The sequence below is a fragment of the Actinomadura macrotermitis genome (assembly GCF_009604375.1).
Taxonomy (GTDB): domain Bacteria; phylum Actinomycetota; class Actinomycetes; order Streptosporangiales; family Streptosporangiaceae; genus Spirillospora; species Spirillospora macrotermitis.
The window spans coordinates 685,931-710,361 of record NZ_WEGH01000005.1 but is presented as its reverse complement, the minus strand read 5'-3'; the positions used below and the strand labels follow the sequence as shown (position 1 = coordinate 710,361).

Annotated in this window: 21 protein-coding genes; 10 read left to right on the top strand and 11 right to left on the bottom strand. The window is 74.3% G+C overall.

What is annotated here, in order from left to right; translation table 11 throughout:
* Nucleotides 1-46 precede the first annotated feature (46 nt).
* The gene (locus ACRB68_RS36055) at nucleotides 47-604 is read right to left on the bottom strand and encodes a VOC family protein (RefSeq protein WP_328595216.1); all 558 of its coding nucleotides are present in this window, start codon (nucleotides 602-604) and stop codon (nucleotides 47-49) included.
* 282 nt (nucleotides 605-886) lie between these two features.
* Between ACRB68_RS36055 and ACRB68_RS36050 the strand changes: the two genes are divergently transcribed.
* Together ACRB68_RS36050 and ACRB68_RS36045 are read left to right on the top strand one after the other, a co-directional pair.
* Nucleotides 887-3,043 carry an anthranilate synthase component I gene (locus tag ACRB68_RS36050; RefSeq protein ID WP_328595215.1) on the top strand — a complete coding sequence of 719 codons (2,157 nt, stop codon included), beginning with the start codon at nucleotides 887-889 and terminating at the stop codon, nucleotides 3,041-3,043.
* Between the two features lie 56 nt (nucleotides 3,044-3,099).
* Nucleotides 3,100-4,017 carry an SDR family oxidoreductase gene (locus ACRB68_RS36045; protein WP_153540530.1) on the top strand — a complete coding sequence of 306 codons (918 nt, stop codon included), beginning with the start codon at nucleotides 3,100-3,102 and terminating at the stop codon, nucleotides 4,015-4,017.
* On the opposite strand, the gene ACRB68_RS36040 is transcribed toward ACRB68_RS36045, so the two are convergent.
* The gene (locus tag ACRB68_RS36040; RefSeq protein WP_153540528.1) at nucleotides 4,008-4,976 is read right to left on the bottom strand and encodes a helix-turn-helix transcriptional regulator; all 969 of its coding nucleotides are present in this window, start codon (nucleotides 4,974-4,976) and stop codon (nucleotides 4,008-4,010) included. The two genes, ACRB68_RS36045 and ACRB68_RS36040, sit on opposite strands and share 10 nt — an antisense overlap.
* An 80-nt stretch (nucleotides 4,977-5,056) precedes the next feature.
* Between ACRB68_RS36040 and add the strand changes: the two genes are divergently transcribed.
* Nucleotides 5,057-6,124, top strand: coding sequence for an adenosine deaminase (gene add, locus ACRB68_RS36035; RefSeq protein ID WP_328595214.1), 1,068 nt, complete (start codon nucleotides 5,057-5,059; stop codon nucleotides 6,122-6,124).
* On the opposite strand, the gene ACRB68_RS36030 is transcribed toward add, so the two are convergent.
* Both ACRB68_RS36030 and ACRB68_RS36025 read right to left on the bottom strand, forming a co-directional pair.
* Nucleotides 6,078-7,328 carry a DUF1266 domain-containing protein gene (locus ACRB68_RS36030; protein ID WP_153540526.1) on the bottom strand — a complete coding sequence of 417 codons (1,251 nt, stop codon included), beginning with the start codon at nucleotides 7,326-7,328 and terminating at the stop codon, nucleotides 6,078-6,080. The two genes, add and ACRB68_RS36030, sit on opposite strands and share 47 nt — an antisense overlap.
* 49 nt (nucleotides 7,329-7,377) lie before the next feature.
* On the bottom strand, nucleotides 7,378-9,444 hold the full coding sequence (locus ACRB68_RS36025; protein ID WP_328595213.1) for a molybdopterin-containing oxidoreductase family protein: 2,067 nt from the start codon (nucleotides 9,442-9,444) through the stop codon (nucleotides 7,378-7,380).
* Nucleotides 9,445-9,596: 152 nt separating this feature from the next.
* Between ACRB68_RS36025 and thyX the strand changes: the two genes are divergently transcribed.
* The 3 genes from thyX to ACRB68_RS36010 all read left to right on the top strand — a co-directional run bounded on the left by thyX (nucleotide 9,597) and on the right by ACRB68_RS36010 (nucleotide 12,016).
* Nucleotides 9,597-10,328, top strand: a complete 732-nt coding sequence (thyX, locus tag ACRB68_RS36020) for an FAD-dependent thymidylate synthase (RefSeq protein ID WP_153540522.1) — start codon at nucleotides 9,597-9,599, stop codon at nucleotides 10,326-10,328.
* A gap of 78 nt (nucleotides 10,329-10,406) precedes the next feature.
* Nucleotides 10,407-11,135 (top strand): dienelactone hydrolase family protein, encoded by a 729-nt coding sequence (locus ACRB68_RS36015; RefSeq protein ID WP_153540520.1) that lies wholly within the window; start codon nucleotides 10,407-10,409, stop codon nucleotides 11,133-11,135.
* Between the two features lie 74 nt (nucleotides 11,136-11,209).
* Complete coding sequence (locus ACRB68_RS36010; RefSeq protein ID WP_153540518.1) at nucleotides 11,210-12,016, top strand: helix-turn-helix domain-containing protein; 807 nt, start codon at nucleotides 11,210-11,212, stop codon at nucleotides 12,014-12,016.
* 24 nt (nucleotides 12,017-12,040) lie between these two features.
* On the opposite strand, the gene ACRB68_RS36005 is transcribed toward ACRB68_RS36010, so the two are convergent.
* Nucleotides 12,041-12,871 carry a hypothetical protein gene (locus ACRB68_RS36005; RefSeq protein WP_153540516.1) on the bottom strand — a complete coding sequence of 277 codons (831 nt, stop codon included), beginning with the start codon at nucleotides 12,869-12,871 and terminating at the stop codon, nucleotides 12,041-12,043.
* 241 nt (nucleotides 12,872-13,112) lie between these two features.
* Entirely contained in the window at nucleotides 13,113-14,339 is a 1,227-nt protein-coding gene (locus ACRB68_RS36000) for a globin domain-containing protein (RefSeq protein WP_153540514.1), read from the bottom strand.
* A 622-nt stretch (nucleotides 14,340-14,961) separates the two neighbouring features.
* On the opposite strand from ACRB68_RS36000, the gene ACRB68_RS35995 reads away from it, so the two are divergent.
* Nucleotides 14,962-15,714 carry a gamma-glutamyl-gamma-aminobutyrate hydrolase family protein gene (locus tag ACRB68_RS35995; RefSeq protein WP_153540512.1) on the top strand — a complete coding sequence of 251 codons (753 nt, stop codon included), beginning with the start codon at nucleotides 14,962-14,964 and terminating at the stop codon, nucleotides 15,712-15,714.
* A 196-nt stretch (nucleotides 15,715-15,910) separates the two neighbouring features.
* A complete protein-coding gene (locus tag ACRB68_RS35990) occupies nucleotides 15,911-16,864 on the top strand; it encodes an alpha/beta hydrolase (RefSeq protein ID WP_153540510.1) in 954 nt (317 codons plus the stop codon).
* Nucleotides 16,865-16,868: 4 nt separating this feature from the next.
* Here the strand turns inward: ACRB68_RS35990 and ACRB68_RS35985 are convergent, their stop codons facing one another.
* The 4 genes from ACRB68_RS35985 to ACRB68_RS35970 form a co-directional block, all read right to left on the bottom strand.
* The gene (locus ACRB68_RS35985) at nucleotides 16,869-17,303 is read right to left on the bottom strand and encodes an SRPBCC family protein (protein ID WP_153540508.1); all 435 of its coding nucleotides are present in this window, start codon (nucleotides 17,301-17,303) and stop codon (nucleotides 16,869-16,871) included.
* Between the two features lie 87 nt (nucleotides 17,304-17,390).
* Complete coding sequence (locus ACRB68_RS35980) at nucleotides 17,391-18,572, bottom strand: acyl-CoA dehydrogenase family protein (RefSeq protein WP_153540506.1); 1,182 nt, start codon at nucleotides 18,570-18,572, stop codon at nucleotides 17,391-17,393.
* A gap of 82 nt (nucleotides 18,573-18,654) precedes the next feature.
* Entirely contained in the window at nucleotides 18,655-20,154 is a 1,500-nt protein-coding gene (locus ACRB68_RS35975) for an RtcB family protein (RefSeq protein WP_153540504.1), read from the bottom strand.
* Nucleotides 20,155-20,290: 136 nt separating this feature from the next.
* Nucleotides 20,291-20,866 carry a TetR/AcrR family transcriptional regulator gene (locus tag ACRB68_RS35970; RefSeq protein WP_153540502.1) on the bottom strand — a complete coding sequence of 192 codons (576 nt, stop codon included), beginning with the start codon at nucleotides 20,864-20,866 and terminating at the stop codon, nucleotides 20,291-20,293.
* 59 nt (nucleotides 20,867-20,925) lie between these two features.
* On the opposite strand from ACRB68_RS35970, the gene ACRB68_RS35965 reads away from it, so the two are divergent.
* Nucleotides 20,926-21,732, top strand: coding sequence for a class I SAM-dependent methyltransferase (locus ACRB68_RS35965; protein WP_153540500.1), 807 nt, complete (start codon nucleotides 20,926-20,928; stop codon nucleotides 21,730-21,732).
* A gap of 3 nt (nucleotides 21,733-21,735) precedes the next feature.
* Nucleotides 21,736-23,535, top strand: a complete 1,800-nt coding sequence (locus ACRB68_RS35960; RefSeq protein WP_328595212.1) for a carboxyl transferase domain-containing protein — start codon at nucleotides 21,736-21,738, stop codon at nucleotides 23,533-23,535.
* Here the strand turns inward: ACRB68_RS35960 and ACRB68_RS35955 are convergent.
* A complete protein-coding gene (locus ACRB68_RS35955) occupies nucleotides 23,474-24,388 on the bottom strand; it encodes an ATP-binding cassette domain-containing protein (protein ID WP_153540499.1) in 915 nt (304 codons plus the stop codon). The two genes, ACRB68_RS35960 and ACRB68_RS35955, sit on opposite strands and share 62 nt — an antisense overlap.
* Between the last annotated feature and the right edge of the window lie 43 nt (nucleotides 24,389-24,431).

The following is a 24,431-nucleotide window of genomic DNA, read 5'->3' as shown; positions in this document are numbered from 1 at the left end:
CCTGTGCTGGGGTTGCTCGGATGCCCCCGCCATGGTGCGGGGGTGGTCAGACGGTGCGGTCGGCGGCGGTCTTCGGCTCGTGCCGCACGTCCGACGGCTGGTCCAGCTCGCGCGTCCAGGCGGCGAACTCGACCAGGATCCCGTCGGGGTCCTTGAAGTAGAGGGAGCGGACGAAGACGCCGTCGTGCACGTCCTTGGCGACGCCGAACTCGCTGTCGTCGTGGTTGAGCAGGACGCCGACGTCCACGCCCTTGGCGATGAGCCGGTCCCGGTACTCCTCGATCCTGTCCGGCGGCACGTCGAAGGCGACGTGGTTCATCGACCCGACCGCCGAGAGCAGCTCGCCCCGGTCGGGCAGGTTCTTCGGGGCCGACACGCCGGGCACCGGCTCGGGCGCGTCGGGGAACCAGAAGAACGCCAGGGCGTTGCCGCCGCCGCAGTCGAAGAAGAAGTGCTGCCCCCAGCCCATGGGCAGCTCGATGGTCTTGATCAGCGGCATGCCGAGCACGCCCTGGTAGAAGTCCACCGTGGTCTTCATGTCCCGGCAGACCAGGGCGAGGTGGTTGACCCCGCGCAGCTCGAACTCGGTGTTGACGCGGTCCACGGCCGTCCTCCCGCATGGTGGGTAAGTGATCCCTTTCATCCCATCCTGACAGCATCGCGCGCCGGGCAGAACCCCGGCCCGGCGCGGCGCGGCCGATGAGGTCGACCGTGCGGCCCCCGACCGGGTACGCTCGCCTCATGCGAACCGGGACCCGCCAGTGGTGGTGGCGCCGCTGAGGCGGCGCCGGTTCTCGCACGTTCGACTTCCAGGCGACCGCTCCCACCCGGGCGGTCGTTCTGCTTTCCGGCCGGGTGGGGGCCCGAACACATAGGGGCCACCACGGTGGAGACCGTTGCACAACAGCCACTGACCAGCCGGTTCGTCACGGCCGGGGGGATAGGGGTGACCCGTACCGCCACCCCGGTCGACTCCGAGCGCAAGTCCGACGTGCTGAACGCCCTCGTCGCCGCGGTGGGGGAGCGGCGCGGCGGCGTGCTGAGCTCGGGCATGGAGTATCCCGGCCGCTACAGCCGGTGGCACATGGCCTACGTCGATCCCTGCCTGGAGATCGTCGCGCGCGGCCGGACGCTCACCGTGCGGGCGCTGAACGCGCGCGGCGGGGTGCTGCTGCCCGCCGTCGCCGAGGTGGTCCAGGGGACGGGGGAGGTCGTCGCCGAGGACGCGGTGAGCGTGCGGGTGCTCGTGCCGCCGACCGGGGAGTTCTTCACCGAGGAGGAGCGCAGCCGCCAGCCGACGGTCTTCACCGCGCTGCGCGCGGTCGTCGACCTGTTCCGCTGCGACGACCAGCACCTCGGCCTGTACGGCGCGTTCGGCTACGACCTGTCGCTGCAGTTCGAGCCGCTGCGGACCCGCCTGGAGCGCCCGGCCGACCAGCGCGACCTGGTGCTGCACCTGGCCGACGAGATGACCGTGGTCGACCGCAAGCGCGAGACCTCGCACCGGATGTCCTACGAGTTCGAGGTGGCGGGGGTGAGCACCGAGGGACTCTCCCGCGACACCGGGCCGACGCCCGTCGCGGCCGTCGCCGACCTGCCGCCGCAGCCGGTGCCGGGCGTGTACGCGCAGATGGTGCGCGAGGCCAAGGACAAGTTCGTCCGCGGCGACCTGTTCGAGGTGACGCCCGGCCACGCCATGTACGGGCGCTGCACCGACCCGGCGGCGTTCTTCGAGCGGCTGCGCGAGACCAACCCGGCCCCCTACGAGTTCATGTTCAACCTCGGCGAGGGCGAGTACCTGGTCGGGGCGTCGCCGGAGATGTTCGTGCGGGTGTCGGGCGACCGGGTGGAGACCTGCCCGATCGCCGGCACGATCCGGCGCGGCCGGGACGCGCTGGAGGACGCCGAGCAGATCCGCACGATCCTGACCTCGGCCAAGGACGAGTCCGAGCTCACCATGTGCACCGACGTGGACCGCAACGACAAATCGCGGGTGTGCGTGCCCGGCAGCGTCAAGGTCCTCGGCCGCCGCCAGATCGAGCTGTACTCGCGGCTGATCCACACCGTCGACCACATCGAGGGGCGGCTGCGGCCCGGCTTCGACGCGCTGGACGCCTTCCTCACCCACATGTGGGCGGTGACCGTCACCGGCGCGCCGAAGACGTGGGCGATGCAGTTCATCGAGGACCACGAGGACGCGCCGCGCCGCTGGTACGGCGGCGCGGTCGGCTGCGTCGGCTTCGACGGCTCGATGAACACCGGCCTCACCCTGCGCACCGCGCAGATCCGCGACGGCGTCGCCACCGTCCGGGCCGGCGCGACGCTGCTGTACGACTCCGACCCCGAGGAGGAGGAGCGCGAGACGCACCTGAAGGCGAGCGCGCTGCTCGGCGCCCTCGCCGCCGTCGAGGAGGGGGTCGCCGCGACGGTGCCCGCACCCGCGCCCGCCCGCGAGGGCGAGGGCGTGAAGGTGCTGCTGGTCGACCACGAGGACTCCTTCGTCAACACCCTCGCCGACTACTTCCGCCAGCACGGCGCGGACGTGGTGACGCTGCGGCACGGGTTCCCCGCCCGGCTGCTGGACGAGCACGACCCCGACCTGGTGGTGCTGTCGCCCGGCCCGGGCCGTCCCGAGGACTTCGCCACCGGCGCGCTGCTGGACTCCCTGGACGAGCGCGGCCTGCCGGCGTTCGGCGTCTGCCTCGGCCTGCAGGCGATGGTCGAGCACGCCGGCGGGGAGCTGGCGCTGCTGCCCGAGCCCGCGCACGGCAAGCCCGGCCAGGTGAGGGTGACCGGCGGCGAACTGTTCGCCGGGCTGCCCGGGGAGTTCACCGCGGCCCGCTACCACTCGCTGCACGCCACCCCCGAGCGGGTGAAGGGCTTCGAGGTGACCGCGCTGACCGGCGAGGTCGTCATGGCGGTCGAGGACCCGGCGCGGCGCCGCTGGGCGGTGCAGTTCCACCCCGAGTCGATCCTCACCGCGGCCGGGCGCTCGGGGCACGCCATCGTCGGCAACGTGCTGCGGCTCGCGCGCCGCGGCTGAACGACCCGCCGCGATATCTGACAGAGGATGTCAGGTATCGCGGCGAGCATGGGGGCATGGACGAAGCACTCACAGGAAAGACCGCCCTGGTCGCCGGCGGCACCCGGGGCGCGGGCCGCGGCATCGCGGTGGCGCTCGGCGAGCGGGGCGCCACCGTGTACGTCACCGGCCGCAGCACCCGGGCGGGCCGCTCGGAGCTGGACCGGCCCGAGACCATCGAGGAGACCGCCGAACTGGTCACCGCCGCCGGCGGCAGGGGCGTCCCGGTCCGCACCGACCACCTGGAACCGGACCAGGTCGCCGCGCTGGTCGCGCGGATCGACGCCGAGCAGGGGCGGCTGGACGTCCTGGTCAACGACATCTGGGGCGCCGAGCCGTTCGTCGCCTTCGACGTGCCCTTCTGGGAGCGGCCCCTGGACCAGGGGCTGCGGATGCTGCGGCTGGCCGTGGAGACCCACCTGATCACCAGCCATCTCGCACTGCCCCTGCTGGTCCGCAACCCCGGCGGCCTGGTCGTGGAGGTCACCGACGGCACCGCCGAGACCAACGCCGAGTACCGCAAGGAGCCCGGCCTGTTCTACGACCTGGCCAAGTGGTCGGTGCTCCGGCTCGGCCTCTCCCAGGCCGCCGAGATCGCCCCGCACGGCTGCACCGCCCTGTCGGTCAGCCCGGGATGGCTGCGGTCGGAGGAGATGCTGGACACCTTCGGCGTGACCGAGGAGACCTGGCGCGACGCGCTGGCGAAGGAGCCGCACTTCGCCATCTCCGAGTCGCCGACGTTCGTCGGCCGGGCCGTCGCGGCCCTCGCCGCCGACCCGGGCCGGCACCGCTGGAACGGCACCTCGCAGTCCAGCGGCGGCCTCGCCCGGGTGTACGGGTTCACCGACACCGACGGCAGCCGCCCGGACTCCTGGCGCTACATCGAGGAGGTGGTGGTCCCCGGCAGGCCCGCCGACACCACCGGCTACCGGTAGAGCGCGGCGAGGCGGGCCGCCGCCTCGGCGACCCGGGCGCGCAGCTCCGGCGGCTCCAGCACCTCCACCTCGGGGCCGAGCCGCAGCAGCTCGCCGAAGGCGACCTCGGGGGACTCGACCGGCAGCGTGGTGACCACCCACCCGTCCGGACCGGGTTCCCCGGCCGCCTCGGCGGCCCGCCGCGCCGCGTACGGCTCCACCGCGTGCCGCAGCGCGCGCATCCCGGCCGGGCTCAGCCGGACGACGGCGCGCCCGCGCAGCATCGACCGCAGGAACGCCTCCGCCTGCTCGCGCCAGTGGCCCGGCAGGTCGAAGCCCTCGTCCCGGTCGAAGGCCTCGCCGGTGGGCCGCACCGCGGCGACCCGGTCCACCCGGTAGGTGCGGTGGGCGTCCCCGACGCGGGCGACCAGATACCAGACGCCGTTCTTCAGCACGAGCCCGTACGGCTGCACGGTGCGGACGACCTCGCCGTCCCCGCTCTTGCGGTAGCGCAGCTCCACGGTCTCGTCGCGCCAGACCGCCGCGGCCAGCTCGCGCAGCCGCGGCGGCGGCCCGGCCTCCCCGAACCAGCCCGGCGCGTCCAGGTGGAAGCGCCGCCCGGTGCGGGCGGGGGCGTCGCGCAGCGAGGCCGGGAGCGCGGCGAGGACCTTCAGCTCGGCGGCGGCGGCCGCGTCGGCCAGGCCCATGTCCCCGGCGGGGCCGGGCAGGCCGGCCAGGAACAGCGCCTCGGCCTCCTCGCGGCTGAGGCCCGTCAGCCGGGTCCGGTAGCCGTCGACGAGGCGGTACCCGCCGTGACGGCCCTGCTCGGCGTAGACCGGGACGCCCGCCGCCGACAGCGCCTCCACGTCCCGGTAGACGGTCCGTTCGGAAACCTCGAGCTCACGCGCCAGTTCGGCGGCCGTCATCGACGCCCGTGACTGCAGCAACAGGACGAGGGAGATGAGCCGGGACGCACGCATCCCCCTATTCTGACATTCTCGTGTGAGATAACGGCCTTTTCTCTGTCAGCGGGGCCGTTCCGGTTGTTAGCGTCCTCAGCGTGCTGACTGAGAACACCTCCCTGAACGCCTTCATCGACGCCCTGCCCAAGGTCGAGCTGCACGTCCACCTGGTCGGCTCCGCCTCGGTGCCGACCGTGCTGGAGCTCGCCCGCCGCCACCCCGGCGGGCCCGTCCCGACCGGCGAGCGCGAGCTGCGCGACTTCTACGTCTTCCGCGACTTCCCGCACTTCGCCGAGGTGTACGAGGCGGTGTCGTCGCTGGTGCGCACCCCCGAGGACGTGGCGACGCTCGTCCTCGGCGTCGCCCGCGACCTCGCCGCGCAGAACGTGCGCTACGTCGACCTCACCGTCACCCCCTACACCCACCAGCGGGCCGGCATGCCGATGCCCGAGATCACCGAGGCGCTCGACCTGGCCGTCCGCCGGGCCCGCGAGCTGCACGGCATCCGCGTCGCCTACATCTTCGACATCCCCGGCGAGTTCGGCGCCGAGGGCGCCCGCGGCACCCTGCGCCACGCCCTGGACCACCCGCCCGAGGCGCTGATCGGGTTCGGCATCGGCGGCATCGAGCAGATGCGCGCCCCGCACCGGGACGCGTTCCGCGACGCCTTCCGCGCCGCCCGCGCCGCCGGGCTGCGCAGCCTGCCGCACGCCGGCGAGATGACCGGCCCCGAGACGATCTGGGAGGCCCTGGACGGCCTCGGCGCCGAGCGGATCGGGCACGGCACCAACTGCCTGGCCGACCCGCGCCTGGTCGCGCACCTGCGCGAGACGCGGATCCCCCTGGAGGTGTGCCCGACCTCCAACGTGTGCACCGGGCAGGTCGCCTCCCTGGGCGACCACCCGCTGCCGCGGATGCTGGAGGAGGGCCTGTTCGTCACGCTGAACAGCGACGACCCGCCCATGTTCGGCACCACGCTGACCGGCGAGTACCGGGCCGTCGCGCGGACGTTCGGGATCGGCCCGCAGGGACTGGCCGACCTGGCCCGCAACGGCGTGGCGGCCTCGTCGCTGGACGAGGCCGGCCGCGCCGAGGTCCTCGCGGAGATCGACGCGCTGGTCAGCCCCACGCCAGAAGGCGCCACGGGCTCTCCGGATCCTCGATGAGGATCCGGTGCCCGAGGAGCGACTCCTCGTACATCTCGCCGAACTCCCCGCGGTCGAACTTCAGCATCCTGCCGAGGATGTACCCGGTCGAGAACGACGTCCAGGAGTCGTAGGCCTGGCCGGCCAGGTGCGCCGCCCGCAGGACGACCTCCTCCGCGGCCTCGGCGTCGCAGAAGCGGGCGTTCAGCCCCCAGCGGGCGAGGTTGACGGCCCGGCCGTAGTCGTAGCCGTGGACGCTGTCGACCCGCCCGTCGGGGGCCAGCAGCCCGTCGGCGCGGAACCGGGCCTCGTAGCGCTGCACCACGTCGGCGATGGCGAACAGGTCCCCGATGACCGCGTCCTCGAAGTCGTACTCGCGGGCCCAGGCGACGATCGCCTCCCGCCAGTCGCGCTCGCGCATGCCGCGCCGGCGCTGCAGCAGGACGGCGTGCACGCGCGGGTCGCTGTTCTCGGCCTTCAGCAGCTCGTCGGCCTGCTCGCGCCAGCCGGCCGCGCCGGTGATCCCCCAGTCGCGCTCCAGCAGGTGGCGGTCGGCCTCGGGGGAGCGGTCGCCGAGCATGGTGTTCCACGCCACGCCGTTGCCGACGGCCAGGTGCGCGCCGACCGCGAGGGCGCCGGCGAGCCGGCCCCAGACCGGCGCGTCGATGTCGGTGACCAGCACGTCGTAGATCCGGTCGGGCCGGCGCTCGGCGCCCGCGAGCAGCGCGGCGACGCGGTGGTGCCCGTCGCCGGGCGGCAGGAGGGCGAGCAGCGCGCGCAGCGGCTCCAGCGCGCCGCGCGGCCCGGCGTCCTTCACGATCAGCTTGGCGGCGTGCACCGCCGCCCGGTCCGCCCGCGCCCGGTCGCCGAGCGCCAGGTGGCCGGTCGTGGCGGCCCAGGCGCGGCGCGCGGCCTCGGCGGTGCGGCCCGCGGCCGCCAGCACGTGCGCGGCCTGCGCGTCCACGGCCGCGCGGGGCCCGGCGGCGGCGTCCGCGGGCAGCCGGGCGAGCGCCTGGTCGGCGGTGGCGAGGTTGCGCAGGGCCTGCGCGGAGTTCCCCGAATCCGCCAGGACCCGGGCGAGGCGGGCGCGCACCACGATCGCCGTCGGCCAGTCGCCGCCCTCCTGCAGGGCGCGCGCGAGGCCGGAGTAGACCGCCGCCGCCTCGTCCGATCGGCCTTGGCGCTCGTATCTGCGCGCCTGCTCCAGGTCAGCCTGCATCGTCATGACGCCCTCCGTTCGGGCGCTACCGTACCGGTCCCGATGATCTTCGCGCTCAGGTACCCGGGATCGCGGTGACCTCGACCCGCACATCGTGGAACACCGGCCCGCCGCCGAGGTCGGTGTCGCGCTCGTCGACCACCGCGTTGACGCCCGCGCCGCCGGCGAACTTGGCCCAGTGCCCCTTGGTGGTCGCGGCCACGCCCGGCCGGACGTCCTCGGTGACCTGCAGCACCGCCTCGAACGCGCCCCGGTCGTTGCCGATCCGCACCCGCTGCCCGTCGGCCAGGCCGCGCGCCGCCGCGTCGCCCGGGTGCATCCGCAGCGCCGGGCCGCCCGACCGGCGCCGCAGCTCGTCGTTGCTGCCGAACACGGTGTTGAGGAAGTGGTGGGACGCCGCCGAGATCAGCGCGAGCGGGTAGGCGCGGGCCCGCTCGGGATCGGCGACCTCGGCGGGCGGGGTGTACCCGGCCAGCGGGTCGTGCCCGTCGCGGGCGGCGCGCTCGGACCGGAACTCCAGCCGGCCCGACGGCGTCGGGAAGCCGTCCGCGTACGGCAGGAACGGGTCGGGCACCGCCAGCCGGACGAACCCCTCCTTGCGCAGCCGCTCCAGGGTGATCCCCTCCAGCCACGGGTGGCCCGAGGAGAGCGCCTGCCCGGCGAGCTCCTCGTCGGAGTCCTGCAGGCTCGGCTCGGTGAGGCCCATCCGCCGGGCGAGCCGCCGGAACGTCTCGGTCGTCGGCAGGCACTCGCCGGGCGGAGCGACCGCCGGCTCGTTCCACGCCAGGTACAAATGCCCGTAGCCGTCGTTGAGGTCGGCGTGCTCGTGCTGCATCGTCGCGGGCAGCACGATGTCGGCGTAGTCGGTGGTGTCGGTCGGGAACTGCTCCAGCACGACGGTGAACAGGTCCTCGCGGGCCAGACCGGCGCGGATCTTGTTCTGGTGCGGGGTGCTGGTGACCGGGTTGGCGGCGATGACGAACAGCGCCTGCACCGGCGGGTCGGCCTCCAGCAGGCCCTCGCCGAGCCGGCTCATCGACAGCGTGCGCACCGGGCCGGGGCGCAGGTCGTCGCAGGCCAGCGCGGCCCGGTCGAGCTTCATGTGCGCGGAGGTCGAGTACGTCAGGCCGCCGCCGCGCCGCCCCCAGTCGCCCGTCACGCCGGGGACACAGGCGAGCAGGCGGAGCGCCGCGCCGCCGCCCGCGTGCCGCTGCAACCCCTGCGTGGCGCGGATCGCGGTCGGCCGGGTGCGCGCGATCCGCTCGCCGAGCGCCACGATCCGCTCCGCCGGGACCCCGGTGATCTCGGCGGCCTTCTCCGGCGGGAACCCCTCGATCCGCTCCTTCAGCTCCGCCCAGCCGAGCGTGTGCCGCGCCAGGTACTCCTCGTCCTGCGCGCCGAGCCCGACGACCACGTTCAGCAGGCCGAGCGCGAGCGCCGCATCGGTGCCCGGCAGCGGCGCCAGGTGCTCGTCGGCCTGCTTGGCGGTGCGGGTGGCGACCGGGTCGATCGCGACCAGGTGCGCCCCGGCGCGCCGCGCGGCCTGCACGAACTTCCACACGTGGTGGCCGCTGGTCAGCGGGTTGGTGCCCCACAGCAGGATCAGCCGGCTGTGCGCCAGGTCCTCGGGGTCCATCCCGCCGGCCGAGCCGACCGTGTACGTCAGCCCGGCGCCGCCCGCGGCCGAGCAGATGTTGGCGTCGTGCTCTGAGGCGCCGAGCACGTTGAAGAACCGCCGCCCCGCCTGCCCCTCCAGGCCCTGCAGGTAGCCGAGCGTGCCGGTGCCCCAGTACGGCCAGATCGCCTCGCCGCCGTGCTCGGCCACGACCCGTCCCAGCCTGGTGGCGATCTCGTCCAGGGCCTCGTCCCAGGAGATCCGCTCGAACCGGCCCTCGCCCTTGCGGCCGACGCGCCGCATCGGGTGCAGGATCCGGTCCGGCTGCGCGGCGTGCTCCAGCCACCGGTTCACCTTGGTGCAGAGCGCGCCGCGCGTGTAGGGGTGGTCGGGGTTGCCGCGCAGCCCGACGGCCGCGCCGTCCTTGACCGTCACCACCCAGGAGCACCCGTCCGGGCAGTCCAGCGGGCACGCGCCCAGCACCTTCAGCTCGGTCCGCTGAGCCACGGCCACCTCCCGGAAAGGGCACAGAACAGGACGCGTCCCATCTTGCCAGCAGCGTCTCCCTGAGACGGACATTACGCAAGGAGCAGTCCGGCGCGTCACCCTCCGGGACTACAGTGTCGGAGGCTTGTGAGGCATGGACGAGGGGAGTCCCGATGGCGGACGGCAACGTGAACGAGATCGAGTTCCGCGACGACGTGACGGTGGAGTTGATCAAGTCGGCCGCCTCCGACGCCGACGTGCTGTGGGCCGCCCGGGTCTCCACCAAGGGCGAGAGCTCGCTGGCCGAGATCGAGGCCGACCCCGAGCGGTCCAAGGGCCTCATCAACTTCCTGATGCGCGACCGGCACGGCACCCCCTTCGAGCACTCCTCGATGACCTTCTACGTGCAGGCGCCGATCTTCGTCTTCCGCGAGTTCATGCGGCACCGCACGTTCTCCTACAACGAGGAGAGCGGCCGTTACCGCCGCCTGGAGCCGGTCTTCTACGTGCCCTCGCCCGAGCGCAAGCTCGTGCAGGAGGGCCGCCCCGGCAAGTACGTCTTCGTCGACGGCACCCCCGAGCAGTACAAGCTGGTCACCGAGGCCACCAAGGAGAGCTGCCGGCAGGCCTACCGCGCCTACACCGAGATGCTCGACGCCGGCGTCGCCCGCGAGGTCGCCCGCACCGTCCTGCCGGTCGGCCTGTACTCCTCGATGTACGCCACCTGCAACGCGCGCGCCCTGATGAACTTCCTGTCGCTGCGCGTCAAGCGCGAGGACTCGGCCTTCCCCTCGTTCCCGCAGCGCGAGATCGAGATGGTCGCCGAGCGGATGGAGGAGCAGTGGGCGGCGCTGATGCCGCTGACCCACGCCGCCTTCGAGGCCAACGGCCGCGTCTGCCCCTGACCCGGCCGCGCCAGGTGTGTCCCGCGTCATAAGGCCCGGGGCTGGGCAGGGGGCACCTTGTGGCGGGAGGGTGCGGGGATGGCAGACATCACTGTTCCCGTGGGGGCGCGGCAGCGGCCCGCCTACCTCGCCGTCCCCGAGGGGGAGGGGCCCTGGCCCGCCGTGGTCATCGTGTTCGAGGCGCTCGGCGGGGTCGCCGATATGCGCGACCAGGCCGACCGCTTCGCCGCGCAGGGGTATCTGGCGGTCCTGCCCGACCTCTATGACGGCGCGCCGTGGTATCGCTGCATCCGCAAGACGATGCTGGAGATGCTGCGGCGGCGCGGCCCGTCCTACGACTACATCGAGGCGGCCCGTGTCTGGCTCGCCGGGCGCGAGGACTGCACCGGCAAGGTCGGCGTCGTCGGGTTCTGCATGGGCGGCGGCTTCGCGCTCGTCGCCGCCGCCCGGTACGACTTCCAGGCCGCCGCGGCCAACTACGGCATCCTGCCGCGGCACGCGGAGAAGGTGCTGGAGGGCGCCTGCCCGATCGTGGCGAGCTACGGCGGCAAGGACAACAGCCTGCGCGGCGCCGCGGGCAAGCTGGAGCGGGCCCTGACGATCGCCGGCGTCACGCACGACGTGAAGGAGTACCCCGGGGCCGGGCACAGCTTCCTCACCGGGACGACGGCGCCCGCGCCGCTCATGCCGGTCGCCAAGGTCGTGCTCGGTCTCGGCGAGGGGCGCGAGTTCGCGCCGGAGGCGTGGGAGCGGATCTTCGGCTTCCTGGACGGGCACCTGGGCGCGGGTAATGAATCTACAATGTAAAGGCGGCCGCCCGTTACCTCCCACGTCATCGCCGCGGTGACCCCGCTGCCGCTAGCGTCGGCGAGGTGACGACGATGACGACCTCCCTCAGTGACGTCCGGCCGGTCGGCGAGCAGCTGCGCGCGTGGCGGCAGCGCCGCCGGCTGAGCCAGCTGGAACTCGCCTCCGACGCCGACGTCTCCACCCGGCACCTCAGCTTCGTGGAGACCGGCCGGTCCGCGCCGAGCCGTGAGATGGTGCTGCGGCTGGCCGAGCACCTGGAGGTGCCGCTGCGCGACCGGAACCTGCTGCTGGTGTCGGCCGGGTACGCGCCGGTGTACGCCGAGACCGGCATGGAGGAGCCGCGGATGGACGCGGTGCGGGCGGCGCTGCGGCGGATCCTGGACGCCCACGACCCCTATCCGGCGGTGGTGGTCGACCGGTTCTGGAACCTGGTCGACGCCAACGCGGCGGCGGGGCTGTTCATGGAGGGCGCGCCGCCCGAGCTGCTGGAGCCGCCGCTCAACGTGCTGCGGCTCAGCATGCACCCGGACGGGATGGCGCGCAGCATCCTGAACCTGGGGGAGTGGCGCGCGCACATGATCGACCGGGTGCGGCGGCACGTGGCGCTGACCGCCGACGCCTCGCTCACCGCCCTGTACCGGGAGCTGCGGGACTATCCGGGCGCCGGGCCGGTCGGCGAGGCGTTCGCGCCGCCGACGGGGAACGACGTGCTGGTGCCGCTGCGGGTGCGGCGGGACGGCGTGGACCTGTCGTTCTTCACCACGGTCGCCACGTTCGGCACGCCGGTGGACATCACGCTCGCCGAGCTCGCGATCGAGTCGTTCTACCCGGCCGACGAGCGGACCAGGGACTTCCTGCGCGAGCGGGCCCGCCGGTAGGCCGGCCCGCCCGCGCGGGAGGGACTAGCGCCGAGCGAGCTTGAGCTCGGTGTAGGGCTTGGCGGTCAGGTAGCTGACCATCGTCGCCTTGTTGGCGCCGGCCGCGGACGGCAGCCCGGCGCGGAAGTTGACGATGGGGTCGAGCAGACCGCAGCCCGACGCGCCGGGCACCGCGAAGCCGTTGTCGGTGGACACGGCCTTCAGCAGCGGCGGCGTGGTCGGGATGTACTCCAGCTTGCCCGGGTCGATCGCCAGGTTCAGGTTGATCGGCTGCGTCTTGCTGCCGATGTAGCACTTGTCGCCGAGCAGCGGGTTGCCGACCTTGACCCGCATGCCGAGCCCCACGCGCATGTTGGGCAGGTCCGTCTCGACCTTGTCGAGCTCGACCCCGGCGTCCAGCCGGAGCAGCGGGAACACGTCGTCGGTGCCGGGGATGCCGAGCACGCCGCCGGGGACCCGCAGCTGGGGCGCCCGCACCGCGACGGTCTTGACGACCTCGGCGCCGGTCACCGGGTCGGCGTAGAGGAGCTGGGTGATCGTCATGGGCTTGTCGAGCGGCTGCACGATCTTGCCCATGGTGATCTCGTCGCCGGTGGTGATGAGCAGGTTGCACCAGGCGGTGGCCGGGTCGATGCCGACGGGCAGCACCTGCGGGCAGTCGCGGAAGTCGACCGGCGGCAGTTCGTCGGCCACCGACTTCGGCGACACGGTGCGGGCACCGGTCTTGGCGGCCAGCGTGCTGATGCGGTTCTTCTGCTTCGGCTTGGGGGCGGCCGAAGCCGTCTGGGCCGTGAGGCCGAGCCCGAGGGGCACGGTGAGGGCCAGCGCGGCCAGACGTCGAGCACTTACGGTCATGCGCACTCTCCTGAGCGGTGACACAGATCGGTACAGGCGGTGCGCGGGGGGATGGTGCACCGGTCCCCCGCCCGCTCGGGGGCCGGGGACACCGCCTGGGTGATCTTTGAAGGTGAACCGTACTCACATCCGTATGATTTGCGCCACTGTTGACAAGGGATTTCTTACAGTCCGACGCTCAAGTGACAAGGGGCCCCGGCCTGACCGCGCATCAGGCCGGGGCCGTTCGGGGGGCCGGGCGCTACCCGGCGGCGGGGCAGCCCCGGCGGGCGGGCACCGGGACCCGCCCGGTTCCGGAGCCGGTTTCGGACACGCTCTCAGGCCCGGTTCCGGGGGCGGCGGGCACGGGGACGCCCTCGGTCTCCAGCAGGTCGTGGTGAAGGCGGTCCAGGGGGACGCCGAGGCGCTGCAGCACGCTCACCGCCCGCCTGGTCATCCCGGCCGGGCCCGACACGTAGACGTCGCGGTCCTCCAGGTCGTGGAGGCGGTCCAGCACCTCCGGCAGCGTGCCGCGCATGCCGTCGAAGCCGGGATCGTCCGACACCACCGGCGTCACCCGCAGCCACGGGCAGGTGGACTCCAGCAGCCGCAGGCCCGGCAGGTCGTACAGGTCGCGCTCGGTGCGCGCCCCGACCAGCAGGTGGACGTCGCGGCGCCGGCCGGACCCGATCGCCTGCTCGGCGACGGCCTTCAGCGGGGCCAGCCCGGTGCCGCCGGCGACCAGCAGCAGGTCGCGGCCGGAGTCGGCGTCCAGGGTCATCGCGCCCAGCGCCGGGCCGAGCAGCAGCGAGTCGCCGGCCGCGGTGTGCCGCACCAGCGCGCCGCTCACCCAGCCGCCCGGCACCGCCCGCACCTGCAGCCGCAGCAGCCCGTCGGCGCGCGGCGCGTTGGCGACCGAGTAGGGGCGCCACACCCGCGGCCAGCGGGCGGTCTGGACGGTGACGTACTGCCCGGCGGCGAACGGCAGCGGCCGGCCGGGCCGCAGCGTGAGCACCGCCAGGTCGGGGCCGCGCCGGTCGTGGTCGACGACCTCGGCGACCCACCAGGGCGGGTTCTGCTCGGCGTCCCGCTCGGCCGCCTCCATCATCGTGGCGGCGGCGCGGGCGTAGGCGGCGGCCCAGGCCGCCTCGGCCTCGGGCGACCAGCCGTCGCCGGCGAACCGGCGCAGCGTCGCCAGGAGGGCGGAGCCGACCGCCGGGTAGTGCTCGCGCCGCACCCCGAACTTGCGGTGGTCGCGGCCGAGCCGGGCCAGATAGGAGTCCAGCGTCATGGGATTGTCCAGGCTGAACACGATCGTGGTGAGGGCCTGGAAGAGCCGGTCGCGCTGCATGTCCATCGCGGGCGGGAACAACGCGCGCAGGCGGGGGTTCTCCGCGAACAGCCGGCCGTAGAAATACGCGGCCGCCTTGTCCCCGGACAGTTCCAGTCGGGAGAAAGTCTCTTTGATGATTCGGGGTTCCAAGGACATTTGTCGCACACGCCCCCAATGTTCCGATGGCCGGATCCGGGGTTCCCCGGCGCCTTCGGGCGCCCCCGGCTGCCCGGCTCACTGAGATTCTCGCACCGAAAGTCCCTGGTACTCAACCGATTCGCGGCAAGCGGCGCCGATCATTGCTAAGAGTGACGAACCTATGATTCTCCGTAATCATGTTATTCGTGTTTGGAGGAAGGATACTGATCGGTATGGGAATTGCCGGTCCGAAAGATGATCGCCCGGGCCGATTCGGATGACATGGAAAGCCTTAGGGCGGCGCGTGTTCCGGCATTGTCGCGGCGGTGGAAGAAGGCGTTCCGACGCGGGGGACGATTCTCATCCCGCGGTGGGGGTTTCCGAATTCGCGGTCACGCGGGATCATGGAGGGAGCATCGGGGGAGGGGGTGCGGACGGGACCGCGGGGGCATTCCGGGCCCGGGCACGTGACACGCCGGCGCCCACGCCGGGCCGCGCGGACGGGGGTCCGCGGCGGCCCGGATGGGGTGGCGGAGGCCCCTGATGCGGCCGATGCGCCATGATGACCTGGCGAAGGTGACGGACCAGTGCGCGGCGGTCGGTGAACCGCGGCCGAGTCTCACCAGAGGGGAAGACACGCATGCCAGAGGCGAGCCAGGGGGCTCCCGGCCCCCATACCCCGGCCGGCGGCGCGCCGCCGCTCATCGGCGTGACCACCTATCTCGAACCGGCCCGCTGGGGCACCTGGGTGCGCGAGGCGGCCCTGCTGCCGGCCCCGTACCTGCGCGCGGTCGAGCGCTCGGGCGGCATACCGGTGCTGCTGCCGCCGACCGCGGGCCTGCGCGGCCTGCAGGCGGTGGCCTCCCGGCTGGACGGCATCGTGCTCGCCGGCGGCGCGGACGTGGACCCGCAGCTGTACGGCGCGGCCCGGCACACCGAGACCGGCCCGCCCCAGCCGCAGCGCGACCGCTACGAGCTGGCGCTCGTGCGCGCCGTGCTCGACGCGGGCCTGCCGTTCCTGGCGGTCTGCCGGGGCATGCAGGTGCTCAACGTGGCCTGCGGCGGCACCCTCGTCCAGCACCTGCCCGAGGCGGTGGGGCACGAGGGGCACCGCCCCGCGATCGGCATGATCGGCACGCACCGGGTCCAGATCAGCGCGAACAGCACGGTCGGGAAGATCCTCGGCGACGCCGCGGACGTGCCCACCTACCACCACCAGGCCGTCGCCCGGCTCGGCAAGGGGCTGGCCCCGGTCGCCTGGGCCGAGGACCAGGTGGTCGAGGCGGTCGAGCTGCAGGGCCATCCGTTCGGGATCGGCGTGCAGTGGCACCCCGAGGAGGGCGAGGACCGGCGGCTGTTCGAGGCGCTGGTGGCCAAGGCGGCGGGCCGCTGACGGCCCCGCCGGCCCGGCCCGTGTCGGCCCGGCCCGTGTCGGCCCGGCCCGTGTCGGCCCGGCCCGTGTCGGCCCGGCCCGTGTCGGCCCGGCCCGTGTTGGCGCGGGTCACACCGGCCGGGGGGATTGACCGCGCCGGCCCGGGGAACCGCTCATGCGGGACATTCCGACCAGTCGATCCGCAGGAGGCCGCCGCATGACCCTGCACCCGCAGACCGAGCGCTTCCTGGACCAGCTGCGCTTCCTGACGGCGGTGGAGGGCCCGCGCCCGTCCGTCGCCGAGATGCGCGCGCAGCTCTCCCTGGAGTACCCGGTGCCGCGCCGCGAGCTGCCGCGGGTGGCGGACCTGACCGTGGACGGCCCCGGCGGGCCCGTCCCGGTGCGGCTCTACCGGCCCGAGCCGCCGGCGGCGGGCCCGCTTCCGCTGCTGGTCTACCTGCACGGCGGCGGCTGGGTGCTCGGCGGGGTCGAGAGCGTCGACGTGGCCTGCCGCGACCTGGCCGCCGCCGCGGGCTGCACGGTGCTGAGCGTGGACTACCGGCTGGCGCCCGAGCACCCCTTCCCCGCGGCCGTCGAGGACGCCTGGGCGGTCACCGCGGACGTCGCGCGCGACCCCGGCCGCTACGGCGCCCGGCCCGGCGCGCTGGCGGTGGCGGGCGACAGCGCGGGCGGCAACCTGGCCGCCGTCGTCGCCCTGCTGGCCCGCGACGCGGGCGTCGCGCTGGCGCACCAGCTGCTGGTCTACCCGATCACCGACACCGCCCGCGACACCGAGAGCTGGGCCCGCTACGGCGACGGGTACGGCCTGGACGCCGACGCGATGGCCCGCTTCACCGGCATGTACGTCGGCGACGCCGACCCGGCCGACCCGCTGATCGCGCCGCTGCGCGCGGCCGACCTGTCCGGGCTCGCGCCCGCCACGGTGATCACCGCCGAGTACGACATCCTGCGCGACGAGGGCGAGGCCTACGCCCGGCGGCTGCACGACGCCGGCGTCCCGGTCGAGCAGCGCCGCTACCCCGGGGTGGTGCACTCCTTCTTCCTGCTCCCGGAGATCTTCGACACCGGCGCCGAGGCGCGGCGCTACGCGGTGCGGCGGCTGCGCGCGGCCCTGCACGGCGCGGCCGCCGAGGAGGGCACCGCGGCCTGACCCCTCACCCGAACCGCTTGCGCAGCGACTCCAGGCCCGCCCCGTAGATCCCGCGCGCGAAGGTCGCGCGCATCGCCTCCTCGTCGCCGGCGTCGGCCGAGAAGCCGCCGGACCACTCCACGAACGCCTGGCCGGTGTCGGTGACGGGGGAGACCCGCAGCCGCCCGTACCCGCCGCGGACCGGCAGCGGGCACTCCAGGATCACGTAGGAGTAGCTGAGCGCGTCGTCGTCCAGGTCGGTCAGCCGCTCGCGGAACACCGAGTCGCCGGGGCCGATCAGCCGCCGCACGCAGCCGACCCGGTCGGCCGGCCCGCCGTCCTCGATCATGCCGGTCTGCACGCCCGGCATCCATTCGGCCAGGTTGCCGAAGTCGCGGAGATAGGACCAGACCTCCCCGGCGGTGGCGTTCAGCACGGTGCTGGCGTAGGACCTCGGCATGGCGGCGCTCCTCGGCGTCGAGGGGTGGGACGGCGCCTCCATGCTGCGCCGCCGGACGCGCCCGGGCAACAGCCGCCGATCATGGAATCAGTACGACTTCGGCAGCCCGAGCTCGTGCTGGGCGATGTGCGCGAGCACCAGCTCCTCGGCCACCGGGATGTTCTTGGCGATCCGCGCGTCGCGGAACATCCGCGCCACCGGGTACTCCAGCGAGTACGCCATGCCGCCGTGCGCCTGGAACGCCCGGTCGGCCGCCTGCCAGGCGGCGTCGGCGGCGGTGAGCTTGGCGATGTTGGCCTCCGACCCGCACGGCCGGCCCCGGTCCCACAGCCAGGCCGCCTTGTAGGTCATCAGCCGGGCCAGCTCCACCTGCGCCTTGACCTTGGCGAGCGGGAACGCGACGGCCTGGTTGGCGCCGATCGGCCGCCCGAACGGCGCCCGCTCGCGGGCGTAGTCGCAGGCGACCCGCAGGACCAGCTCGCCGAACCCGACGCCGCTCGCCGCCGCCAGGATCCGCTCGGGGTTCAGGATGTCCCACAGCACCGCGAAGCCCTGGCCGACCTCGCCGAGGACGCGGCCGGCGGGCACCCGGACCTCGTCCAGGAACACCATGCTGGAGGCGACGGTGTTGGTGCCGAGCTTGGGGATCGGCCGGTAGGTGAGGGTGCCCTGCGCGACGGCGTCCTTGACGTCCACCAGCAGCACGGTGAAGCCGCTGGTGCGCGGGCGGGCCTCGGCGGCCGGGGTCGTCCTGGCGACCAGCACCAGGAAGTCGGCGCGCTCGACCCCGGAGATCCAGATCTTCTGGCCGCTCACCACGAAGTGGTCCCCGTCGCGGCGCGCCAGGGTGGAGATGTTCATGGCGTTGCTGCCGGCGTCGGGCTCGGTGATGGCGAAGCACGTCTCGATCTCGCCGGCGACGATCCGCGGCAGGAACTCGCGCTTCTGCTCCCCGGTGCCGTGCCGGGCGATGGTGAGGCCGCCGAACGCGGGCGTCAGCAGGTACATGAAGGACGCGGCGCCGCCCGCGCCGCCGGCGGCGAGCGTCTCCAGCGCCACCGCCAGCTCCAGCAGGCCCTGGCCCGCGCCGCCGTGCTCCTCGGGCACCGCCAGGCTGTGCCAGCCGCCCTCGACCAGCTCCCGCCACACCTCCTCGGGCCAGCGCTTGTCGGCGTCGCACCGGCTCCAGTAGTCCTGGTCGTACTTACGGGCGATCGCCTGCACGCCCTCGCGCACCGCGAGCGCGCTCTCGGGCAGATCGAAGTCCATCCGCGCCTCCTCCGAACGACGTTGCGGGCCCACGCTAGCCCATCCAGTAAGTGAACACTGACGCAGGTGCGGGCCGCCGCGCTCAGCCCTTGACGGTGAGCAGGGGGCGCAGCTCGGCGACGGGGGCGGCCACCCCGCCCGCGGCCAGGCTCGCCACGACCGGGCCGATGTCCTTGTAGGCCCACGGCGCCTCCTGCTTCAGGTCGCGGCGCCAGGCGGCCATCACGTCGGAGCGGCGCGCCACCATCGGGTCGCGGTGGTCCAGCGGCGTCACCACGTGGAACCCGCGCAGGAACGCGTCCAGCTCCGCGTCGCTCCCGCGCGCGGCGGCCCCGCGCGGGACGCGCCGCCCGGCGCCGTGGCAGGCGCTGGCCAGCGACCGCGGGTCGCCGTGCCCGCGCAGCACGAAGCTCGCCGCGCCCATCGACCCCGGCACGATCACCGGTTCGCCCCACATCGCGTACGGGCCGCCCGCCATCGCGGCGTGCCCGCCCGCCGGGGTGGCGCCCTTGCGGTGCACGACGCGGTCGCCGTCCTGCCAGAACAGGTTGTGCGGCGCGTCGTACAGCAGCCGCGACTCCAGCTCCCCGTACTCGGCGGCGAGCCCGGCGCGCATGGTGAGGGACAGGAAGAAGCGGTTCCCGGCGGCGAAGTTGGCGGCGTTGCCGAACGCGTCCAGGTACCGGCGCCGCGCCGGCTCGGTGCGCTCGTCCAGCAGGAACGGCAGGATGCCGTTGCGCGGCCGGGGGAGCCCGGCCGGCCAGCCGGCCCGCAGCAGGTCCAGCGCGGTGCCGTTGGCCTGGTGGCCGAGCGACAGCGAGCCGCTGTGCGCCATCACCACGACCGTGCCCGGGACGAGCCCCCAGGCGTGCGCGGCGGCCGCGTCGTGCACGGCCGAGACGTACTGCAGCTCGGCGAAGTGGTTGCCGCCCCCGATCCCGCCGATGACGCTGTCGTGGCTGGCGCCGCCCGCGCTGCCGATCCAGTCGGCGAACGCGTCGGCGGTGCCCGCCGGATGCGCCGGGGCGTGCACGCGGTCGACGCTGTCGTCGGCGTCGTGCGGGCCGAGCCCGGCCCAGGGCGCGCCGCCGGTGAGCAGCAGGCCGGGCAGGCCGTCGCGCAGCAGCGCCTCGCGCTGGAGCGGGGTGAGCGCGATGCGGCGGCCGCCCTCGAAGAACAGGTGCCGCAGCCGCCGCTCCAGCGCGCGCAGGCGGGGCCGCACCCGCTCGGCGCGCAGCGAGGTGACCTCCAGGCGCATGCCGCAGTTGACGTCGTTGCCGACGGCCTGCGGCAGCAGCGCGTGCTCGGTCTCGATGACGGTGCCGATGGGGATGCCGGCGCCCTTGTGGAAGTCGGGGGTGAGGGCGAGCCGGGTGATGCGGGCGGGCGGCCCGCCGGTCGCCTCGCTGAGCGCGGCGAGGGTGCCCGCGGTCTCCAGGAGGCTGAGCGCCTCGTCCACGGCGGCCGGTTCGAGGGGGACGTCCGGGCCGGCGCAGATCTCGGCCGGGATGTCCCAGGGGTTCGGCAGGCGGAGCCGGTGGCCGTCGAGACGCTCAAGACGGTGATCTTGGCGGATGCGCATGAGGGAAGGTCCTTCGGGGCTGCTGGAAAAGGAAAGGGCGAGGGACGGCCGGGCCCGGGGCCCGCCGTGACGCCTGCGGATCAGCAGCCGCGAGGTGAAGGGGAATCTAGCGCGCCGTGCGCCGCGGCGCCACGGATTAATCCGTGCCCGGGACGCGCAGGTAGCGGCCGACCATCCGCGCGATGAAATGCGCCACCCGCTCGGGCGGCCCGTCCGGCAGCACCATGTGGCTCATGGTGAGCCGCACCGCGGCGTCGGCGACCTCGGCGAACGCCGCCGGGTCCAGCTCCGGCCACTGCGCGAGGGCGTGCTGGACGATGCGCTCGCTCGCGGTGAACAGCACCGGCTCGGCCTGGGTGGTCAGCAGCGGCAGCAGCTCGTCGCCGCCCGCGCCGGTGAGCACCGCCTTCTTGATCGGGTCGTCGGCGGACAGCTCCAGGGTGAACAGCACCGCCGCGACCACCGCCGAGGGCAGGTCGGTGTGCTCGGACAGGATGTGGTCGATGCCGTCCAGATAGCGCTCGTTGTCGCGCATCACCACGGCCTGCGCGAGCCCCCACTTGCCGCCGAACTCGTTGTAGACGGTCTGCCGGCTCACCCCGGCGGCGTCGGCGACGTCGCGCATCCGCATGTGCCGGTACCCGCACCGGACCAGCTGCTCGGCGGCGGCGTCGAGCAGGGCCTCGCGCACGGAACGGTCCGGCGTGCTCATGGGTCGGTCCTCCGGGTGAACGAGTGGGCGCGGCCGAGCCCTTTATTTATCATCGCGGGATGACCGAAGAGGATTACCGCGCACTGAACCGGCCACTGTGGGACGAAAGGGTTGCGGTCCACTTCGGCAGCGACTTCTACGACGTACCCGGCTTCCGGGCCGGCGCACAGACCCTGCGCGACTTCGAGATCGCCGAGGTGGGCGACGTGGCCGGCCGCCGGCTCGCCCACCTGCAGTGCCACTTCGGCCTGGACACCCTGTCGTGGGCCCGGCGCGGCGCGCGGGTGACGGGGCTGGACTTCTCCGGCGCCGCGATGGAGGCCGCCCAGGGCCTGGCCGCCGACTGCGGGATCGACGCCCGGTTCGTCACCGCCGACGTCTACGACGCGCCCGCCGCGCTCGGGGAGACCTACGACATCGTCTACACCGGCCTCGGCTCCCTGGTCTGGCTGCCCGACCTGGGCCGCTGGGCCGGCGTCGTCGCCGCCCTGCTGGAGCCGGGCGGGTTCCTCTACCTCAGCGAGTTCCATCCGGTGAGCCACATGCTGGACGACGAGACCGGGACCACCGTCGCCTACGACTACTTCGACCGCTCCCCGCAGTACTGGGACGAACCCGGCACCTACACCGACGGCGGCGCCGCGCTGACCCACACCCGGTCGGTGGAGTTCCAGCACGGCCTCGGGGACGTGGTGAGCGCCCTGGCGGCGGCCGGCCTGCGCGTCGACTTCCTGCACGAGCACGACCACACCCTCTGGGCCCGCTTCACAACCCTGGAGCAGGACGGCACGGTCTACCGCCAGCCCGCCGGGCGGCCCCGGGTGCCCCTGATGTACTCGCTGAAGGCCACCCGCCCTAGGGTCTGACGCGTGAGCCGAGAGACACCGCCGGTCGCCGCCCCCATGCACGGCACCGTCGTCAGCGTCGAGGTCGCCGCCGGGGACCGGGTCGGGGCGGGCGACCCGCTCGTGGTCCTGGAGGCGATGAAGATGGAGCACGTCGTCCAGGCCGAGGCGGCCGGGATCGTGCGGGCCGTCGCGGTCGCCCCCGAGGACGCCGTCGCGCCCGGCGACCCGCTGGTGACGCTCGACCCGGCCGAGGACGCGGAAACGCGCGCGGACGAGGAGGCCGCGGCCGACCCCGGCGCGATCCGCGCCGACCTCGCCGAGGTCCGCCGCCGCCACGAGACCGGCTTGGACGCCGCCCGCCCCGAGGCGGTCGCCAAGCGGCACGCGCGCGGCCTGCGCACCGCCCGCGAGAACATCGCCGACCTGTGCGACCCCGGCACCTTCAGCGAGTACGGCGCGCTCGCCATCGCCGCGCAGCGGCAGCGCCGCAGCCTGGAGGAGCTGATGGAGCGCACCCCCGCCGACGGCATGGTCTGCGGGATCGGCGAGGTCGACGGCGCCCGCTGCGTCGTCATGTCCTACGACTACACCGTCCTCGCCGGCACCCAGGGCTACCAGAACCACCGCAAGACCGACCGGATGCTGGACCTGGCCCACCGCGAGCGCCTGCCGGTCGTGCTGTTCGCCGAGGGCGGCGGCGGGCGCCCCGGCGACACCGACACCACCACCGTGTCCGGCCTGGACGTCACGACCTTCCACGCGATGGGGCGGCTGTCCGGCCGCGTCCCGACGGCGGGCATCGCGGCCGGGCGCTGCTTCGCCGGCAACGCCGCGCTGCTCGGCTGCTGCGACGTCGTCATCGCCACCCGCGACGCCAACATCGGCATGGGCGGCCCCGCCATGATCGAGGGCGGCGGGCTCGGCGTCTTCGCGCCCGAGCAGATCGGCCCGATCGAGGTGCAGGGCGCCAACGGCGTCGTCGACGTCGTGGTGGACGACGAGGCCGCCGCGGTCGCCGCCGCCCGGCGCTACCTGTCCTACTTCGGCCCGTCCCCGGCCGGGTGGGAGCACGCCGACCAGCGGCTCCTGCGGCACGCCGTCCCGGAGAACCGGCGCCGCCCCTACGACGTGCGCGCCGTCATCGGCCTGCTCGCCGACACCGGCTCGGTGCTGGAGCTGCGCGGCGGATTCGGCGCCGGGATCATCACGGCGCTGGCGCGGATCGAGGGCCGCCCCTACGGGCTGATGGCCAGCAACCCCGCGCACCTGGGCGGCGCGATCGACCGCGACGCCGCCGACAAGGCCGCCCGGTTCCTGCAGCTGTGCGACGCGCACGGCCTGCCGGTCGTCTCGCTGTGCGACACCCCCGGGTTCATGGTCGGGCCGGACGCCGAGGCCACCGCGACGGTCCGGCACTTCAGCCGGCTGTTCGTCATCGGCGCGAACCTGCGCGTCCCGCTCGTCACCGTCGTGCTGCGCAAGGGCTACGGGCTCGGCGCGCAGGCGATGGCCGGCGGCAGCTTCAAGGCGCCGCTGGCGACCGTCGCCTGGCCGACCGGGGAGATCGGCGGGATGGGGCTGGAGGGCGCGGTGCGGCTGGGGTTCCGCAAGGAGCTGGCGGCCGCCGAGGACCCCGAGGCGATGTTCGAGCAGATGGTCGCCGCCGCCTACGACCACGGCAAGGCGCTGAACGCCGCGACCGCCTTCGAGCTCGACGACGTCATCGACCCCGCCGGGACGCGGCGCTGGATCACCTCGGTCATGCCGGCCGGGCCGCTGCCACGGGACGGGCGGGCGCACCGGTGGATCGACACCTGGTGACCTCCAGCGGCGGGCCCGACGCCGTCACCCGGCCCTCGTCCAGCAGGTAGAACACGTCGCACACGCCGAGGACCGGCTCCAGCGCGGGCGCGGTGATCAGCACCGCCAGGCCCTCGGCGGCCAGGTCGCGCAGCAGCACCTCCAGCGACCGCGACGCGGCGTCGGGCAGGTCGGCGAACGGCTCGTCCAGCAGCAGCACCCGCGGCCCGGTCGCCAGGGCCCGCGCGAGCTCCAGCAGCCGGGCCGCGGCGGGCGGGACCGCGCCCGCCCGCTGCGCGGCGTACCCGGCGATGCCGAGGCGGGCCAGCAGGGCGTCGGCGACGCGGCCGGCGTCCCGGCGGGCGGCGCGCCGGCGGCGCCGCCGGTCCCGCGCGCCGCGGCCGGGCGTCGCCCGCGTCATCGCGTGGATCTCCGCGGCGACCTGCACGTTCTCCCGGACGGTGAGCGCGCCGAACGCGGCCGGCCGCTCGAAGGTGCGGGCCAGCCCGTGCCGGGCCCGCAGGTGCGGGGACCGGCCGGTCAGCTCGGCCCCGCCGAGCCGGACGGTGCCGCCGTCGGCCCGGCGCAGCCCCGTCAAGACGTCCAGCAGCGTGCTCTTGCCCGCGCCCGGCGGCCCGACCAGGCCGGTCACCGTGCCCGGCGGGACGTCCAGCACCGCGACGCGCACGGCCGCCGCGCCGCCCGAGCGCGCCGCCACGTCCTCGGCCCGCAGCCCCTCTCCGGTGGGCGCGGACCGGCCGCCGGACGGCGGGCGCACACCGAGGCCGAGCGTCGCGCAGGCGGTGCGGCTGCCGCGCAGCGCGAGCAGCAGCCGCCCGTACGGGCCGAACCCGGTCCGGACACGAGCGGGCATACCGCCTCCCGGTGCCACTGTGACGTGGATCACTAGCGGGGTT

Excerpts from the sequence above, each read along its gene's own strand:
- ACRB68_RS36045 (WP_153540530.1), top strand. The coding sequence starts at position 3,100 with ATGGACGAAGCACTCACAGGAAAGACCGCCCTGGTCGCCGGCGGCACC.
- ACRB68_RS36040 (WP_153540528.1), bottom strand. The coding sequence starts at position 4,976 with ATGCGTGCGTCCCGGCTCATCTCCCTCGTCCTGTTGCTGCAGTCACGG.
- ACRB68_RS36030 (WP_153540526.1), bottom strand. The coding sequence starts at position 7,328 with ATGACGATGCAGGCTGACCTGGAGCAGGCGCGCAGATACGAGCGCCAA.
- thyX (WP_153540522.1), top strand. The coding sequence starts at position 9,597 with ATGGCGGACGGCAACGTGAACGAGATCGAGTTCCGCGACGACGTGACG.
- ACRB68_RS36015 (WP_153540520.1), top strand. The coding sequence starts at position 10,407 with ATGGCAGACATCACTGTTCCCGTGGGGGCGCGGCAGCGGCCCGCCTAC.
- ACRB68_RS36010 (WP_153540518.1), top strand. The coding sequence starts at position 11,210 with ATGACGACCTCCCTCAGTGACGTCCGGCCGGTCGGCGAGCAGCTGCGC.
- ACRB68_RS36005 (WP_153540516.1), bottom strand. The coding sequence starts at position 12,871 with ATGACCGTAAGTGCTCGACGTCTGGCCGCGCTGGCCCTCACCGTGCCC.
- ACRB68_RS36000 (WP_153540514.1), bottom strand. The coding sequence starts at position 14,339 with ATGTCCTTGGAACCCCGAATCATCAAAGAGACTTTCTCCCGACTGGAA.
- ACRB68_RS35995 (WP_153540512.1), top strand. The coding sequence starts at position 14,962 with ATGCCAGAGGCGAGCCAGGGGGCTCCCGGCCCCCATACCCCGGCCGGC.
- ACRB68_RS35990 (WP_153540510.1), top strand. The coding sequence starts at position 15,911 with ATGACCCTGCACCCGCAGACCGAGCGCTTCCTGGACCAGCTGCGCTTC.
- ACRB68_RS35985 (WP_153540508.1), bottom strand. The coding sequence starts at position 17,303 with ATGCCGAGGTCCTACGCCAGCACCGTGCTGAACGCCACCGCCGGGGAG.
- ACRB68_RS35980 (WP_153540506.1), bottom strand. The coding sequence starts at position 18,572 with ATGGACTTCGATCTGCCCGAGAGCGCGCTCGCGGTGCGCGAGGGCGTG.
- ACRB68_RS35975 (WP_153540504.1), bottom strand. The coding sequence starts at position 20,154 with ATGCGCATCCGCCAAGATCACCGTCTTGAGCGTCTCGACGGCCACCGG.
- ACRB68_RS35970 (WP_153540502.1), bottom strand. The coding sequence starts at position 20,866 with ATGAGCACGCCGGACCGTTCCGTGCGCGAGGCCCTGCTCGACGCCGCC.
- ACRB68_RS35965 (WP_153540500.1), top strand. The coding sequence starts at position 20,926 with ATGACCGAAGAGGATTACCGCGCACTGAACCGGCCACTGTGGGACGAA.
- ACRB68_RS35955 (WP_153540499.1), bottom strand. The coding sequence starts at position 24,388 with ATGCCCGCTCGTGTCCGGACCGGGTTCGGCCCGTACGGGCGGCTGCTG.